The organism is Neisseria shayeganii 871 (assembly GCF_000226875.1).
GTDB lineage: Bacteria > Pseudomonadota > Gammaproteobacteria > Burkholderiales > Neisseriaceae > Eikenella > Eikenella shayeganii.
Genome location: NZ_JH164926.1, coordinates 781001 through 796931, shown reverse-complemented (window position 1 = coordinate 796931; position 15931 = coordinate 781001). Strand labels below are relative to the sequence as shown.

The following is a 15931-nucleotide window of genomic DNA, read 5'->3' as shown; positions in this document are numbered from 1 at the left end:
GCGGAACGTGCCGCCGTTTGCTGTTTGCGTTCACCGACTTCACCCACAATGGAGCCCATGCCACCATGACCGAAAAACATTCCGGTGCTACCCAAGCCGCCCCGTATCTGCAGATTCAGGGCTTGGTGAAAACCTTTGGCGACCAATACGCGGTCGATCACGTGGATTTGAGTATCGACAAGCATGAAATTTTTGCGTTGTTGGGCAGCTCGGGCAGCGGCAAATCTACGCTGCTGCGCATGCTGGCCGGCATGGAAACCCCGACTCAGGGCAAAATCATTCTCGACGGACAAGACATCACCCATCTCGCGCCTTACGAACGCCCCATCAATATGATGTTCCAAAGCTATGCGCTGTTCCCGCACATGACGGTGGAGCAGAACATCGCCTTCGGCTTGAAGCAGGACAAAATGCCGAAAGAGGAAATTGCCGCCCGGGTGGAAGAAATGCTGCGCCTGGTGCAGATGAGCAAATACGCCAAGCGCAAGCCGCACCAATTGTCGGGCGGCCAACAGCAGCGCGTGGCGCTGGCCCGTTCGCTGGCCAAACGGCCCAAGCTGCTGCTGCTCGACGAGCCTTTGGGCGCTTTGGACAAAAAATTGCGTCAGCAAACCCAGCTCGAATTGGTGAACACGCTGGAAGAAGTGGGCGTGACCTGCATCATGGTGACCCACGATCAGGAAGAGGCGATGACCATGGCCACCCGCATTGCGATCATGTCGGAAGGCCAGTTGCAGCAGGTGGGCACGCCCAGCGAAATTTACGATTTCCCCAACAGCCGCTTCACTGCCGAATTCATCGGCGAAACCAATATTTTCGAAGGCAAGGTGGTGGTGGACGAAGCCGACCACGCTGAGATTGCCTGCGGCGAGTTGGAGCACCGCATCTTGCTTGACCACGGCATCACCGGCCCGGAAGACCAAACCGTGTGGGTGAGCATCCGTCCCGAAGACATCAATATGCACAAAGCGCCGCCGGCCGGCTTGGGCGAGCACAACCGCGCCGCCGGCACGGTGGAGGAAATCGCCTATCTGGGCAGCTTTGCCATCTACCACGTGCGCCTGCCCAGCGGCCGCATCATCAAGAGCCAGGTGCCGTCTTCGCGCTGGTATCTGCAAAACGAAACGCCGCCCACTTGGGAAGAAACCGTGTACCTGAGCTGGCCGGCCAACCAGCCCGTACCGCTCACCCGCTAACCGATAAGGCTACCTGAACATGAAGTGGAACGATTTGAAAACCAAGTTCAAGCCCGGTCAGGGGCTGGTGATCGGCATTCCCTATCTGTGGCTGCTGGTGCTGTTTCTGATCCCGTTTTTCATTGTGCTGAAAATCAGCGTGGCCGAACAGGCAATCGCCATTCCGCCCTATACGCCGCTCTATACGGTGGACGAAGATTTCGGCCGCGTGAATGTGGCGCTCAGCTATATGAACTATGCCGATATTTTCGACAATTTCTGGTCTTCGCTGTGGCTGGAGCTGAACCCGTTTACCGAGGAAAAAGGCAGCAATCTGTATGTGCGGATTTATCTGTCTTCCATCATGACCGCGCTCACCACCACCCTGATCTGTCTTTTGGTGGGTTATCCGGTGGCCTATGCGATTGCGCGCTCCGGCGAAAAATGGCGCAATGTGCTGCTGTTGGCGATCATGCTGCCGTTTTGGACTTCGTTATTGTTGCGGGTGTACGCCTGGATGGGCCTGCTCGGCCAGAACGGCATCATCAACAATATGCTGCTGCAGGCCGGCATCATCAGCCAGCCCCTGGATATGTTTTACAACGCCTTCTCGCTGAATCTGGTGATGGTGTACACCTATCTGCCGTTTATGATTCTGCCGCTCTACACCCAGCTGCTGAAAATGGATTTGCGCCTGTTGGAGGCCTCTGCCGATTTGGGCGCGGGCCCCATCAAATCTTTCCTCACCATCACGCTGCCTTTGTCGAAAAGCGGCATCATCGCCGGCTCCATGCTGGTGTTTATTCCCGCAGTGGGCGAATTTGTGATTCCCGAGCTGGTGGGCGGGCCGGAAAACCTGATGATCGGCAAAGTGTTGTGGCAGGCATTCTTCGCCCAAAACAACTGGCCGCTGGCTTCCGCGCTGGCCGTGATCATGGTCTTGCTGCTGGTGGTACCGATTGCGCTGTTCCACCATTATGAAACCCGTCAGTTGGAAGGAGTGGGCCGTGGCTAAAAGGCTGTCTTTCTCATCGCTGTTTTTGAAAGCCTCGCTGTTGTTGGGTTTGGCTTTCCTGTATATCCCGCTCGTGATGCTGGTGGTGTATTCTTTTAACGAATCGCGCTTGGTAACCGTGTGGGGCGGTTTCTCCACCCAATGGTACGGCCGCCTGTTGGCCAACCGCGAAATTCTGGATGCGGTGTGGCTCTCGGTGCGCATCGCCCTGATTTCCGCCTTCGCCGCCGTGGTGCTGGGCACCATGGCCGGCTATGCCTTGGCCCGCATCAAGCATTTCAAAGGCAGCACTCTGTTTGCCGGCATGGTGTCGGCGCCGATGGTGATGCCCGACATCATCACCGGCCTCTCGGTGGTGATGCTGATTTACCAAGTGCAATCGCTGTTGCAGGGTGCAGCCGTTTCCTGGCTGCAGTTCGAGCGCGGCTGGTTTACCATTTGGCTGGGCCACACCACGCTGTGCATGGCCTATGTAACGGTGGTGATCCGCGCCCGTCTGGCCGAGTTGGACCAGTCGCTGGAAGAAGCGGCCAAAGATTTGGGCGCCAAGCCGTGGAAGATTTTCTGGGTGATTACCCTGCCGCTGATTGCGCCGGCCATCGCCTCGGGCTTTCTGCTGTCGGTTACCCTGTCGATGGACGACTTGGTGATTACCTCCTTCCTTTCCGGCCCCGGTTACACCACCTTGCCGCAGTTGATTTTTTCGAAAATCCGCTTAGGTTTGGACCCGCAGATGAACGTATTGGCCACCATCTTGATCGCCGTGGTCGGCACCTTGGTGGTCGCCGGCAATTATCTGATGATGCGGCAGATTACCAAGCGCGAGCGCGAAACCGCCCAAGCCTACCGGCAAGCGGCTGCCGAAGCCGCTGCGCAAACCCGTTCTTGATTCAGCCTGCAACGCCGCCGTGTGCGGCGTTGTGTTTTTTCAGGTAGCCCGATAGGCTACCTGAAACCCACAGATTGCCATTCAGGAGGACGTCCATGAAGCCCGCCGATTCCTATTACGCCGCCAGCTGCGTCTATCCCGACCGCTATCCGCCGCTTATGGACGACATCGAAACCGACACCTGCATCATCGGCGGGGGTTTGGCCGGCGTGTGTACCGCGCTGTCCTTGGCTGAAGCCGACACCCGCGCCGTGTTGCTCGAAGCCAAACACATCGGCTTCGGCGCTTCCGGCCGCAACGGCGGCCAGGTGATTCAGGATTACGCCTGCGGCATGGACAAGCTGGAGCAGCTGCTGGGTGCCGAGCGGGCGGGCGATTTGTGGCAGTGGAGCGGCGAAGCAGTGGATTTGGTCGAACAGCGCGTCCGCCGTTACGCCATCGACTGCGATTGGCAGCGCGGCTATGCCACGGTGGCCGTGAAGCCGCAGCACATGGCGGCCCTGCAGCAGTGGCGCGACACCGCCGCGCAACGCTACGGCTATCACGGCTATACCGAATGGGACCATGGCGAAGTGTGCCGCCACATCGGCAGCAACCGCTATTGCGGCGCCCTTTACGACACCGATTCTGGCCACCTGCATCCGCTCAACTACACCCTCGGCCTGGCCAAAGCTGCCGCCGGGCAGGGCGCGCTGCTATTCGAGCAAACGCCCGCCGTCAAGCTGAGGCGGCAGGAAGGCCTGTGGCGGGTGGAGACCCCGCAAGGCAGCGTGGTGGCGCAGCATGTGGTGTTGGCGGTAAACACCTTCCCGGTCCGTTTCGGTTTTGCCGCAGCCGATCAATACCGCAGCCGTTATATATTGCCGGTGGGCACTTATGTGATCGCCACCGAGCCTTTGGGCGAGTGGAACGGCGATATTCTGCCCGGCAACATCGCCGCCTGCGACACCCGCTACGTGCTCGACTATTACCGCAAAAGTGCCGATGGCCGCTTGCTGTTCGGCGGCAAAGTGAACTACCGTCAGGCCGAGCCGGACGCCGAAACCCTGCGCCGCAGCATGAGGCAGGACATGCTGAAAGTGTTTCCGCAGCTGGCCGAGGTGAACATCGATTTTGTGTGGGGCGGTCGTGTGGACATCAGCATGAACCGTGCCCCGGATTTCCGCCGCATCGGGCCGGAGCTGTATCTGTTGCAGGGCTTTTCCGGCCACGGTGTGGCGCTGACCGGCTTGGCCGGCCAAGTGTGCAGCGAGGCCATTCTCGGGCGGGAGCAGCGCTGGCAGGTATTTGAATCCATCGCCCACCGCGCCTTTCCCGGCGGTATATTGCGACAGCCTGCGCAAATGGCCGGTTTGGCTTGGCATCGGTTTTTGGATTTGTTATGACCGTTTGGCAAGCCGACTCATGATTCTAGAGCCAATAAAAATCGCTGAAAGCGCCATAAATAGGCGCTTTCAGCGATTTGCTTACCCAAGCATGCCGGATATAGGCAACAACAGGCCCCTGCCTCCCGCTGCCCGCAGCGCCGCCTCTGCGGGATAAGGGAAATGCCGCCGACCTGTTTGATAGGCTTAGCGCCTCAAAACACCTTTTCGAGTCTACCCGGCATCTGCGGATGATTCCTCAGAAAACCGCTGCGCAAGCCTGCTGACCACAGCGCTTAGCGCAAACTGAGCCGGTCTAAGGCCTGTAGCAGATCGGCCGGTTGCCAGCGGTTGGCGGCGGCTAGCATCATCAGCACGGTGGCGGTTTCGGTGTTGCAGCGGCCGCCGGCCAAAGCGCCGGCGGCCGTTAGCGGACTGCTTTGGGCATAGCTGCTATCGGCACGGCCGTGGGGAACCTGGCTGATGTTGAGCAGCAGGTGTTCACGGGTGAAGCGGCGGACGGCGGCGAGCAGGGCTTCGTCGGCAGGGGCGTTGCCGTGTCCGTAGCTGTGCAGCACGGCGGCCTGTTGCGGGAAGTGGCTGAGGCTGTGGGCGGTCATGGCGCTGTTGCAGCCGGGCACCAGCCAGTGGTGGCCGACGCAGATGTTCGGATCAAACTGCCTCGGCAGTGGGCCGAGCGAGACGGCCGACCGGCTGGGTTGCCAGCTGCCGAAGTGCAGGTTATGGAAGCCGGCGGCGGTTTCGGTGCTGCACTTGCTGCTGCCGACGGCAGGAAAAAGTTTACCGTTGAAGGCGATCAGGGTTTCGTGCACGTCTGGGCGCAGGAGGGCGGACACGGCGGTGTGCAGATTGTGCGGGGCGTCGCTGCCGGTTTGGCTGTAGGGCTGTTGCGAGCCGGTGAGAACGACGGGTTTGTGTTGGTTGTCGAAAGCGAGTGCCAACAGGTTGGCGGTATAGGCCAGGGTGTCGGTGCCGTGCAAGAGCAGGATGCCGTCGCAGCCGGGCAGGGCATGCTCGAGAATCTGCAGCCATTCGGCCCAGTGTGCGGGGGAGAGGGCGGAACTGTCGATAAGCGGCTGGCAAACGTGCCAGTGGAAGCGGGCGCGGCGGCCGAAGGGCGTCAGGGCGGTTTCGACCAAGGCGGTGTCGGGGGCAAGGCCGTTGGGCGTTTGCCGCATGCCGATGGTGCCGCCGGTATATAAAACGAAGATGCGTTTCATGTCAGGAACAGGGGAGATGATGAAGAATCAGGCTACCTGAAACTGTTCAGGTAGCCTGATGGCGTGGGGCGGCTTATTGGCCGACTTTGATCAGCCGTACGTCGAAAATCAATACGGAGTTAGGCGGAATGCTGGGGTTGCCCTGTTCGCCGTAGGCCAGCTCGGCGGGGATGTAGAAGGTGTATTCGCCGCCTTCTTTCATCAGCTGCAGGCCTTCGGTCCAGCCTTTGATGACTTGGTTGAGGGCGAAGCTGGCGGGCTGTCCGCGTTTGATGGAGCTGTCGAATACGGTGCCGTCGATCAGGCGGCCTTCGTAGTGGACGGTTACGGTGTCGGTGGCTTTGGGTTGCTTGCCGCTGCCTTCGGTTTTTACGCTGTACTGCAGGCCGGAGGCGGTGGTTTTCACGCCTGCTTTGGCTTTGTTTTCATTTAGGAAGGCTTGGCCTTTGGTCACGTTGTCTTTGGCGGCTTCCTGTTGGCGGTTTTGCAGTTTGGCCATTTGGTCTTCTTGGAATTTTTGCATGATGGCCAGCGCTTCTTCTTCGGAGAATGCCATCGGTTCGCTGGCCAAGGCGGCGTTCAGGCCGGTGATGAAGGCGCTTTGTTCCACTTCCAAGCCGTTTTTCTTCATTTCCTGAACGGAAGCGCCGATTTCGTAGCCCATCAGGTAGCTGGCTTTTTGTGCATCGGTATCCAAACCGGCGGCCGGCGCGGAAGCGGCGGGTGCGGAGGCGGTAGCCGGTGCGGAAGCGCCGGCGGAAGTGGAGGCTGGTTGGTTGCAGGCGCTCAAGGCCAGCAGGGCGGCGGCCAGCAGGCCGAGACGGGCGGTGTGTTTCATGAACTGTCCTGTAAAGGCTGAAATGTAAAGATCGCGATTACAGCACAGTTGCCGCGGCTTTTTCAAATGGTTTTACCCGAATTAAGGTTTTGCCTGCATGGCGAGGCCGGGCGGGTTTTCAGGTAGCCTGCAGCGGGCGCGGCGGGCTTGTCAAATCTTCGGCTTTGGTGCAAAGTGCACGCCGTTTGCCCGCTTTGTTTTGCCACTGTGTTGACGAAAAACGCGCCCCATGTCTGAATTTTCTTCCCATCACCGTTTAGATACTTTGCTGAAGGTGGAAACGCCGGAGGCGGTGGACATCTATCTGCGGCCGGCATCTGTGTTTGCCCGCGCCCGCGCCTATGCGGTGGATTTGCTGATCCGTGTGCTGTGGTTTGTGGTTTCCACTTCTTTTTTGGTTTCGATGTTGGGCTTCACCGAGACAGGACAGCATATATTTATTTTTTTCATGCTGCTGAACCTGTTTTTTGTAACCTGGCTGTATTCCGTGTTGTTTGAAGTGATGTGGAACGGGCAGACGCCGGGTAAAAAAATCTTCGGTTTGAAAGTGGTCAACGACAACGGCACCCAAGTGAGCTGGTCGGCCTCGCTGTTGCGCAATCTGTTACGCCTGTTTGACGCGCTGCCTTTTTTCTACGGCGTGGGCATGACGGTGGCGCTGAGCAATCCGCACGGCCGTCGTTTGGGCGATTTATTGGCTTCCACCGTGGTGGTGTATGTGGACAAAACCCGCGGCAAAATCGAGCGGCTGGATTTGGGCGAAGTAGAGGCGCTACCGCCTCCGGTGGCGCTGGCCCGCGAAGAGCAGCAGGCCGTATTGAGCTTTGTGGAGCGCCGCCGTTTCCTTACCCGTGCGCGCACCGAGGAGTTGGCACAGATGATGGCCCTGTCGATTTTCGGCCGCGAAGAGGCCGATGCCGAGCGCCTGTTGTTGGGTTTGGCCAAATATTATGCCGGTGAAGAAAGAAAGGATGCGGTGTGAGACAGTTGTTTTTCGAAGAGCAACACCGTCCGTTTTGGCAGGCTTTCGAGCAGGATTTGCAGCAATTCGAGAGTAAACGCGTCACCCCGGCGCCGGCTAAAATCACGGCTTTTATGCAGGATTACCGCACCGTCTGCCACCATCTGGCGCTGGCGAACGACCGTCATTACTCCGGCGGCCTGACCGACTATTTGCAGTATTTGTGCGAACGGGCGCATCAGGTTTTGTACAGCAGCCAGAAAACGTCGCTGGCCGCCCGTTTTTCCGCTTTTGTGCGGCGCGATTTCCCGCAGGCGGTGCGGGCCGAGAAGAAGCTGGTGTGGTTGGCGCATGCTTTGTTTTATGTGCCGCTGATGGCGGCGTTTCTGCTGGTGGCCTTTCTGCCCGAGAGCAGCGATAAAGTGGCCGGCTTGGGCGGCGGCGAAGGTTTGGCCGAAGCTTATGAAGAAATGCGCCAGCAGTATGAGGACCGCACCAACCGCGAGGCTTGGCAAAATTGGGTCATGTTTGCCTATTATGTGTGGAACAACATCAGCATTGCCTTTCAGAGCTTCGGCAGCGGCATTTTGTTCGGTTTGGGCACGGTGTATGTGACGGTATTCAACGGCTGGGTGATCGGCGGGGCGATGGGCTATATGGTGCATCAGCCCGCCGGGCCGGCCTTTTTTTCGTTTGTCGGCGCCCACGGCGCGTTTGAATTGACCGGTATTGTGCTGGCCGCTGCCGGCGGTTTGCGCTTGGGTGCGGCCTTGTTGAGGCCGCAAGGCTTGTCGCGCCGCGATGCCTTGCGCATTCAGGGCAAACAGGCGGTGATGCTGATGAACGGAGCGTTTTTGATGCTGTTTATTGCGGCCTTGATTGAAGGATTCTGGTCGCCGCTCACCAGTATTCCGATGTGGCTGAAATATGCGGTGGCGGCCGTCTTGTGGCTCTTGGTGTATGCTTACCTGCTGTTTGCCGGCCGCAAAGGGGCGGGAGGTGCGGCATGAATATTTGGGAAGCCCGCCTCAATTTCCGCCCGCGCAGCAATTGGGAAGCCTTAGATTTGGGCACGCGCCTGTTTCAGGAACGTCCGTTTCTGTATATGGGTTTGTGGGCCACCTTTTCGCTGCCGCTTTATTTGGTGTTGACGGCCGTGTTGTGGCAAAACCCGTTCCTGGCCGGTGTGCTGATTTGGTGGCTGAAGCCGCTGTTTGAAGGGCCGATTTTGGCCGTGATGTCGCAGCAGGTGTTTGAGGCGCCGCCGTCTTACCGCGAATGCGTGCGCTTGGGTTGGAAACGGCTGTTCCGCCCGCGACTGTTGGGCGATCTGACTTGGCGGCGGCTCAGTTTCCGCCGTACGCTGGTGCTGCCGGTGACCATGTTGGAGGGTTTGAGCGGTAAGGCGCACCAGCGGCGCTGCAATGAATTGTCGCGCCAGAGCGGGGCGTCTGCGGCCTGGCTGGGCTTTTTCGGCATCCATTTCGAAATGATTGTGGCCTACGGGCTGTTAGTGGCGGTGTTTTGGCTGTGGTTCGACAACCCGGCCGAAAACGTGGTGGGCCATCCTTTCAGCAATCTGCGCGCCATGGCCACTTTGGAGGAGTTGGAGCGGATGTTTGATCAGGACGAAGGCCGCCTGTTCGCCCATGTGCTCAACGCGGCTTATGCGCTGTTGCTCTGCTTTTGGGGCCCGCTGTTTACCGCCTGCGGCTTTACGCTGTATCTGAACACCCGTACCCGTGCCGAAGGCTGGGACATCCGCTTGGCGGCGCGCAAAATCCAAGAGCGGCTGGCCGGATCGCGTTCGGCTTTGTGGGGCGTGTTGCTGGCGGTGCTGTTGGGCATCGGCTTTTCAGGTAGCCTGGAAGCGAAAAACCTGCCCGACCGGCAGCAGGTGGAGCAGGTGCGCGAGCAGGTGTTGAACCGGCCGCCGTTTCCGCATATCGGCGAGGAAACCGAATATTGCTGGCGCAGTTGCGATAAAAGCAGCGGCCGTCCGCCGTCTTTGTCTTGGGACAAGCAGCCGGGCCGGCAAGCGCCGGCCTGGTTTAATGCGGTGATGTATGCCCTGGTGGGGTTGCTGTTGGCCGTGGTGCTGTGGTTGCTGCTGCGCTGGTATCGCGAAAACGGCGGTTTCTATCGGCACGGCGGCGAGGAAGTGCCGGAAACCCTGTTCGGCATGAAGATTACGCCGGAAAGCCTGCCGGACGATGTGGCTGCGGCGGTGTTGGCCGAATACGAGCGCGACCCGCGTGCGGCGTTGAGCCTGCTGTATCGCGCCAGCCTCTCCCAAGTGGGCTACCGCTACGGCCTGCCGCTGCGGGCGAGCGACACCGAAGGCCAGGTGCTCAAAAGGGTGCGCCAGCGCCAGCCGCAGTTGCTGGATTACTGGCGGCTGCTTACCGACAATTGGGTGGCGCTGGCTTATGCCCACCGTCAGCCGGCGCGCGAAACCGTGCACGAATTGTGCCGGCAATACCGCGCAGTATTGGGGCGCGCGCCGCTTTCAGGTAGCCTGCCGGCGGCAGGGAAAGGGGGCGCATGAGCCGGGCGAAAAAAATAGGATTGGGGCTGTTGTTGGTGTTGCTGGCCGGCGCGGCGTTGGTGGCGGCCAATCTGGTGACCGAAAGCCGGCGCGACTGGAAGGAAATGGATCAACAGGCGGCGGTGAAAGAGGGCTCGTTTTACGGCCTCAAGCGGCTGTTGCAGGCTTACGATTCCGAGCTGGAGGTGGAGTCGGCCAGGGTGCTGACCGGCTGGAGCAAAGCCTACGGCGACAACCAGCTGATGGTGGTGGCGCAGCACGATTTGGGCACCCGCGAAGATGCGCAAGACCTGCTGGCTTGGGTGGCGCGCGGCAACCACGTGGTCTTGCGCCTGCGCCACTACGAAACCGATACCGGGGATGCCGACCATTTCGCCCGCGTGCTGACCGACAGCCTGCGCGTGAAAGCGCAAGCCGGGCAGGAGCTGGAGCAGGAAGACAGCGACAAACAGCGGGTGGCGATCGAGCCGGCCTGCCGTGCCGATATGCAGCGGCGCTTGGAAGCAGCCCGCGCGGTGGCGCGCGATGCCATGGATGAGCAAACCCAGCGCCTCGAAATCCGTTCCTGCAGTTACCGCCTTAACCGCATCCGTCTGCCCGAGGGCGGCACGCTGCACGTTTTGCCGAGTGAAAACGATTGGGACGGCACCCGCTATGTGCCGCAGCAAAACAGCTCGGTTTGGTTTCGGGGAGAGTCGCAAAACGGTTCGCAGCTGGTGGCCTTGCGCCACGGTAACGGCAGCGTGGTGCTGAGCAGTGACTTGGATTGGCTGGAAAACCCGCAAGTGCCGATGTGGGACGAAGCCAGCCTCAATCTGTATGACCACGCTTATTTGGCCGCCTATCTGGCGGAGGATGCGGATAAAGTGTGGCTAGTGCAGCGTTTGCGCAGCGCCCAGCCGCCGCTGCACCAGCCGATATGGCTGAAGCTGTTGCTGGCGCAGCCGGCAGCGGTATTGCTGCTGTTGCTGATGGGCGGCGTGCTGTTGTGGCGGATTGCGGCCCGCGTCGGCGTGGTGCGCATCTTGCCGCCGGCGCCGGAACGCTACCTGAATCAGCATCTGCTGGCACAAGGCCGCTTCCTCAGCCGCCATTTGTCGCGCGAGGCGATTTTGAAAGACTTGCAGCGTGAGCTGCTTACCCAGCTCCACCGCCGCCACCCCGGCTGGCAGAAGATGCCGCTGCACAGCCAAGTGGCGCTGTTGTGCCGCCAAACTCAGCTGCCGCCGAAAGTGGTGGAACCGTGGCTAAAAAAACTGCCCGAGCGCGTCAGCCGTGCCGAATGGCTGGCCATGCTCGACAGCCACCAACGGATCATGCGCCATCTGCCGCAGTCTTGGTATTAACGAGCCGGTAAACGCTTTTCAGGTAGCCTGCAGGCTACCTGAAAAGCCCGCCCCTGTGATGAATGTGATGATTGGATTTTCAAAAAGGATGACTCGATGACGGACATCAATCTTTCCCGGCCGGCCCAGGCCCCCGCCTCGCCCGCCATGCAGCAGGGCGTCCGTGCCGTTCAAGTGCTGCGCCAGCGCCTCAACGAGGTGCTGATCGGCCAGGCGCGGGTGGTGGACGAAGTGCTGACCGTGTTTCTGGCCGGCGGCCACGTGTTGCTCGAAGGCGTGCCCGGCGTGGGCAAAACCCTGCTGGTGCGCTCCTTGGCGCAAACCTTTGCCGGCGAATTCCGCCGCATCCAGTTCACGCCCGACCTGATGCCCTCCGACGTTACCGGCCACTACCGCTACGATGCCCACAACAACCGTTTCGAGTTGCGTCAAGGCCCGGTGTTCACCCACCTGTTGCTGGCCGACGAAATCAACCGCGCACCGGCGAAAACCCAATCCGCGTTGTTGGAAGTGATGCAGGAGCGCAGCGTGACGCTGGACGGCCACACCCATCCGCTGCCGCGCCCGTTTATGGTGTTGGCCACCCAAAACCCGATTGAGCAGGAAGGCACTTATCCGCTGCCCGAAGCCCAGCTCGACCGCTTTATGTTCAAGGTGCTGATCGGCTACCCGAACCCGCAAGACGAAGCGCGCATGGTGTCGGCCGTGATCAACAGCCAGGGCAACGATATTCTGAACGACAACCAACCGCGCCATGTGTTCCAGCCTGGCCAAATCGAGCAGCTGCAGAAGCTAGTGACCCAAGTGGCGGTGGATCCGCAAATCATCGACTACGCCGTGCGCTTGGTCACCGCCACCCGCGATTGGCCGGCGCTGTCGGTTGGCGCGGGGCCGCGCGCCGGCATTGCCCTGATCAGCTGCGCCCGCGCCTACGCCCTGATTGCCGACCGCGACTATGTGACGCCTGACGACATCAAAGCCATCTGGCTGCCCGCCATGCGCCACCGCGTGCGCCTTTCCACCCAGATGGAGATGGAAGGCATCGAGGTGGAGCAGGTGCTGAACGAATTGGCCGCTTCCGTGCCCGCGCCGAGACTGTAAGGCCCGCCGATGAGACCTTCCAAACTGCTGGTGGCGCTGGCGGCCGCCTTGGCGGCGGTGGCCGTGGCCGGCGTGATTTTAGGCTACCTGAACCAAGACGCGGGCCGCTGGCTGGCCCGCGGCTGCGGCATCGGCGGCGGGTTGTTGGCCTTGGCCGCGCTGGCCGACGCTTTCATGGGCCGCCGCCATCCCGCCCCCGTGATTGAGCGCCAGCTGCCGCATCAGTTTATCCAAGGCCGTCCGCACACGGTGGAAATCAGCTTCATTCCGCCGGAAAAGGGTCTGTGGCGGCGGCCGCAAAACCTGCTGTTGGCCGATCTGTTTCCGCCCGATTGGGACACCGATACGCCCGAATTGGTGTTGGACACTTTGCCCGGCCGCATCAGCACCGTGCGTTACCATCTCACCCCGCGCCGGCGCGGCCATGCCGTTTTTCAGGGCGTGGAGTATTGGCTGAACAGCCCTTTGGGTTTGTGGCAGCGCAAATACCGCCGGCAGGTGGCCGATCCCGAATCGGCCAAAGCCGCCGTGTTGCCTGATTTCAGCCGTATTCTCGGCGCCGATTTGATCGGCCTGCAGCGCTGGCTGAATCTGGTGGGGGTGAAAAAACTGCCGCGCCGCGGTTTGGGGCAGGACTTCCACCAACTGCGCGATTACCAAGACGGCGACGACATCCGCAACATCGACTGGAAAGCCACCTCCCGTATGAGCCGGCCGATTGTGCGCACTTATCAGGACGAACAAGACCAGCAGCTGATTTTCCTGCTCGATTGCGGGCGCAATATGCGCTTGCAGATGGAAGGCAAAAGCCATTTCGACCATGCCCTGCAGGCCATGCTGCTGCTCTCCTACACCGCGCTGAAGCACGGGGATGCAGTCGGCCTGCTCACTTTTGCCCATGCCGAGAGCCGTTTTGTGCCGCCGCACAAAGGCATGGAGCAGCTGGGGCGTTTGGTGCAGGGCGTGTTCGACATCGAGCCTTCCCAGCAGGCGGCCGATTTTGAAAACGCGGTCAATCTGTTGCTGCAAAAGCAGAAGCGCCGTGCTTTGGTGGTGGTGCTTTCCCACCTCAATCATGATGACGACCGGCATTTGATGCAGCACATCCAACGCCTGCGCAAACACCATATGGTGTTGTTCGGCGGTCTGCGCCCGCAGGCGCCGGAGCAGGTCCGCCGCACCCCGTTGCGGGTTGAAGAAGACGCTTTATCTTATCTGGGTGCCTTGCAGTATGAGCGGCACACGGCCGAAGCAATCCGAAAATTCGACATCGCCCGCATCCACGCCGTGCATGTGCTGCCCAGCCAGCTGAGCACCGAGTTGATCAACCGCTATTTGCAGCTGAAACGGCGTCAGGCCTGGTAGCCTGCTGCTGTGTTTTGGCGATATAGAAAACCGCTTATCTGATCGTTTCAGATAAGCGGTTTTTGTCGTATTGGGCTTAAACCGAGAATGAGGAGCCGCAGCCGCAAGTGGTGGCGGCATTCGGGTTGCGGATGACAAATTGCGAGCCGTGCAGGCTTTCGGTGTAGTCGATTTCCGCGCCCACCAGATATTGATAGCTCATGGGGTCGATGAGAAAGACCAGGCCGTTTTTTTCAATTTGGAAGTCGTCGTCGTTGGTGATTTCGTCGAAAGTGAATCCGTATTGGAAACCCGAACAGCCGCCGCCGTTCACAAAAACGCGCAGTTTCAGATCGGGATTGTTTTCTTCCGCAATCAAATCGGCCACTTTGGTGCAGCAGCTTTCGGTAAAGATGATGGGGCTTTCGTCTGGGGTGGACATGGTGATTCCTTTTCAGTGTGTGGGTGCAGAATTGTCGCCCAAACCGAAGGCGGGGGCAAGTCTGCGGGGATGCTGGCCAGATAAGGGCGGTTTGTGTTTCTTAAAGGGGCCAGCCATGGTCGGTGTTGAAGGTTGAAACAGGCTACCTGAAAGCGTGGGTTCGCTTTCAGGTAGCCTGTTGTTGCGTTGGATGGTTTTTCAGCGTTGCTGGCGTTTGGGGTCGTTGGGACGCCATTGGGCAGCCAGCTTGTCGAGGATGCCGTTGATAAATTTGTGGCTATCGGTGCCGCCGAAGGTTTTGGTGACTTCGATGGCTTCGTTGATGATCACCGGATAAGGCGTTTCCGGCATCTCGCGCAGCTCGTAGGCGGCCATCAGCAGCACGGCGCGCTCGATGGGGTTGAGGTCTTTTTCGTCGCGGTCGAGCAGGGGACGCATGGTCTGCATCAGTTCGCGCTGTGCCTGATGGGCGCCGAAGAAGACGTTGGTAAACAAGGCATCGTCGGCTTTGGCGAAGTGTTCGTTTTCGCGAATGTTTTTGGCCGCTTCGGGCGCGGGGCTGCTGTTGAGCGCGGTTTGGTACAGCGCCTGCACCACGTATTCGCGGGCGCGGCGGCGCGGGGTTTTATTGGTTTTCATGACGTGTCCTCGGCAGGGCGGGCATCAGGCGGGGAAGTTTTGGCTCAGGCGGTTGACCAGATTGGCGCATTCCACCGCCACCACCGCGGCATCGTCGGCTTTTTCGCGGATGCGTGCGTGGGCCTGCTCGTCGTTTTCGGTGGTGAGAATGGCGTTGGCAATCGGGATGTTGAAGTCGAGGCCGACCCGGCTCACGCCGGCGCCCGATTCGTTGGAAACCAGCTCGAAGTGGTAGGTTTCGCCGCGGATGACGGCGCCCAAGGCAATGAGGGCGTCGTAATCGCCGGAAGCGGCCATGTTTTGCAGCACCAAAGGCACTTCTAAGGCGCCGGGCACGGTGGCCACGGTGATGTCGGCTTCGGCCACGCCGAGGGCGATGAGTTTTTCGGTGCACACGGTCAGCATGGCGCTGCCGATTTCATTGGAGAAGCGGGCTTGTACGATGCCGATGCGCAGGCTGGTGCCGTCGTGGTCGGGAGAAATGATGTTCATGCGGGTTCCTTGCAAATGGAAATGGGGTGGATGGCTCGTGCCGGACTCGAGACGCCCGGCATCGCCGCCGTTTGTCGGATGGATGAAAGGGAGGGCGGTGAGGCTACCTGAAAGCCTACGGGCGGGATGATTGCGGTTGCCAGTCGGGGGCGGGAACAAAGCCGTTTTCGGCTTCGCTCCATTCCCAAGCGCCTTCTGCTTCCTGCAGCAGGGGCTGGATGTCCGGATGGCGTTCGCTGATGTCGGCCATGCTGCAGACGGCGAAATTATCGGGGTCGGCGGCGTATTCGTCGCTTTCGTCGCCGGCGAAAAAGCGCCAACCGCTGTCTTGCTCGAACACCGGCGTTTCGCGGTAGAGAAAGCCGATGCGGCGGCCGTGTTCGCTGATTTCTTTGCTGGCGATGCAGCGGCCGAGGGCGGCGGAAAGGGCTTGGGCAAAGGGATTCATGAGGGGGGAGCAGTGGGAAGCAGTTTGAACAGACAAGGGGCCGAATTCTACACCAAACGGCGGGCGAGAGGTGTACTGTAGAAATTCG

General features: G+C 60.1%; 16 protein-coding genes. 10 read left to right on the top strand and 6 right to left on the bottom strand.

Translation table 11 applies throughout. From position 1 onward, the window contains the following. Positions 1-65: 65 nt before the first annotated feature. The 4 genes from HMPREF9371_RS03645 to HMPREF9371_RS03630 all read left to right on the top strand — a co-directional run bounded on the left by HMPREF9371_RS03645 (position 66) and on the right by HMPREF9371_RS03630 (position 4464). The gene (locus tag HMPREF9371_RS03645) at positions 66-1196 is read left to right on the top strand and encodes an ABC transporter ATP-binding protein (RefSeq protein WP_040660113.1); all 1131 of its coding nucleotides are present in this window, start codon (positions 66-68) and stop codon (positions 1194-1196) included. Positions 1197-1215: 19 nt separating this feature from the next. Beyond that, positions 1216-2190 (top strand): ABC transporter permease subunit, encoded by a 975-nt coding sequence (locus HMPREF9371_RS03640; protein ID WP_009118550.1) that lies wholly within the window; start codon positions 1216-1218, stop codon positions 2188-2190. Then, positions 2153-3079 carry an ABC transporter permease gene (locus HMPREF9371_RS03635; RefSeq protein WP_009118549.1) on the top strand — a complete coding sequence of 309 codons (927 nt, stop codon included), beginning with the start codon at positions 2153-2155 and terminating at the stop codon, positions 3077-3079. Before HMPREF9371_RS03640 ends, HMPREF9371_RS03635 begins: the two co-directional genes overlap by 38 nt. Before the next feature lie 95 nt (positions 3080-3174). Further along, positions 3175-4464, top strand: a complete 1290-nt coding sequence (locus HMPREF9371_RS03630) for an NAD(P)/FAD-dependent oxidoreductase (RefSeq protein WP_009118548.1) — start codon at positions 3175-3177, stop codon at positions 4462-4464. A gap of 275 nt (positions 4465-4739) precedes the next feature. Here HMPREF9371_RS03630 and HMPREF9371_RS03625 read toward each other — a convergent pair whose 3' ends face one another. Both HMPREF9371_RS03625 and HMPREF9371_RS03620 read right to left on the bottom strand, forming a co-directional pair. Continuing rightward, positions 4740-5684, bottom strand: a complete 945-nt coding sequence (locus tag HMPREF9371_RS03625) for an asparaginase (RefSeq protein ID WP_009118547.1) — start codon at positions 5682-5684, stop codon at positions 4740-4742. 73 nt (positions 5685-5757) lie between these two features. Then, positions 5758-6522, bottom strand: a complete 765-nt coding sequence (locus tag HMPREF9371_RS03620; protein ID WP_009118546.1) for an FKBP-type peptidyl-prolyl cis-trans isomerase — start codon at positions 6520-6522, stop codon at positions 5758-5760. Positions 6523-6751: 229 nt separating this feature from the next. Here HMPREF9371_RS03620 and HMPREF9371_RS03615 point away from each other — a divergent pair, with 229 nt between their 5' ends. From HMPREF9371_RS03615 to HMPREF9371_RS03590, 6 genes are all read left to right on the top strand, one after another. Beyond that, positions 6752-7504, top strand: coding sequence for an RDD family protein (locus HMPREF9371_RS03615; RefSeq protein WP_009118545.1), 753 nt, complete (start codon positions 6752-6754; stop codon positions 7502-7504). Further along, the gene (locus HMPREF9371_RS03610) at positions 7501-8493 is read left to right on the top strand and encodes a stage II sporulation protein M (protein WP_009118544.1); all 993 of its coding nucleotides are present in this window, start codon (positions 7501-7503) and stop codon (positions 8491-8493) included. Before HMPREF9371_RS03615 ends, HMPREF9371_RS03610 begins: the two co-directional genes overlap by 4 nt. Continuing rightward, positions 8490-10031, top strand: a complete 1542-nt coding sequence (locus HMPREF9371_RS03605) for a DUF4129 domain-containing protein (RefSeq protein WP_009118543.1) — start codon at positions 8490-8492, stop codon at positions 10029-10031. Before HMPREF9371_RS03610 ends, HMPREF9371_RS03605 begins: the two co-directional genes overlap by 4 nt. Continuing rightward, the gene (locus HMPREF9371_RS03600; RefSeq protein WP_009118542.1) at positions 10028-11377 is read left to right on the top strand and encodes a DUF4350 domain-containing protein; all 1350 of its coding nucleotides are present in this window, start codon (positions 10028-10030) and stop codon (positions 11375-11377) included. Before HMPREF9371_RS03605 ends, HMPREF9371_RS03600 begins: the two co-directional genes overlap by 4 nt. A gap of 96 nt (positions 11378-11473) precedes the next feature. After that, on the top strand, positions 11474-12478 hold the full coding sequence (locus HMPREF9371_RS03595; protein ID WP_009118541.1) for an AAA family ATPase: 1005 nt from the start codon (positions 11474-11476) through the stop codon (positions 12476-12478). 9 nt (positions 12479-12487) lie between these two features. Then, positions 12488-13843, top strand: coding sequence for a DUF58 domain-containing protein (locus tag HMPREF9371_RS03590; RefSeq protein ID WP_009118540.1), 1356 nt, complete (start codon positions 12488-12490; stop codon positions 13841-13843). Positions 13844-13919: 76 nt separating this feature from the next. On the opposite strand, the gene erpA is transcribed toward HMPREF9371_RS03590, so the two are convergent. The 4 genes from erpA to HMPREF9371_RS03570 all read right to left on the bottom strand — a co-directional run bounded on the left by erpA (position 13920) and on the right by HMPREF9371_RS03570 (position 15843). Then, positions 13920-14264, bottom strand: coding sequence for an iron-sulfur cluster insertion protein ErpA (erpA, locus tag HMPREF9371_RS03585; protein WP_009118539.1), 345 nt, complete (start codon positions 14262-14264; stop codon positions 13920-13922). A gap of 198 nt (positions 14265-14462) precedes the next feature. Continuing rightward, on the bottom strand, positions 14463-14903 hold the full coding sequence (gene nusB / locus HMPREF9371_RS03580) for a transcription antitermination factor NusB (RefSeq protein ID WP_009118538.1): 441 nt from the start codon (positions 14901-14903) through the stop codon (positions 14463-14465). 24 nt (positions 14904-14927) lie between these two features. After that, complete coding sequence (gene ribH / locus HMPREF9371_RS03575) at positions 14928-15395, bottom strand: 6,7-dimethyl-8-ribityllumazine synthase (protein ID WP_040660109.1); 468 nt, start codon at positions 15393-15395, stop codon at positions 14928-14930. 115 nt (positions 15396-15510) lie between these two features. Further along, positions 15511-15843, bottom strand: coding sequence for a DUF2185 domain-containing protein (locus HMPREF9371_RS03570; protein WP_009118536.1), 333 nt, complete (start codon positions 15841-15843; stop codon positions 15511-15513). Between the last annotated feature and the right edge of the window lie 88 nt (positions 15844-15931).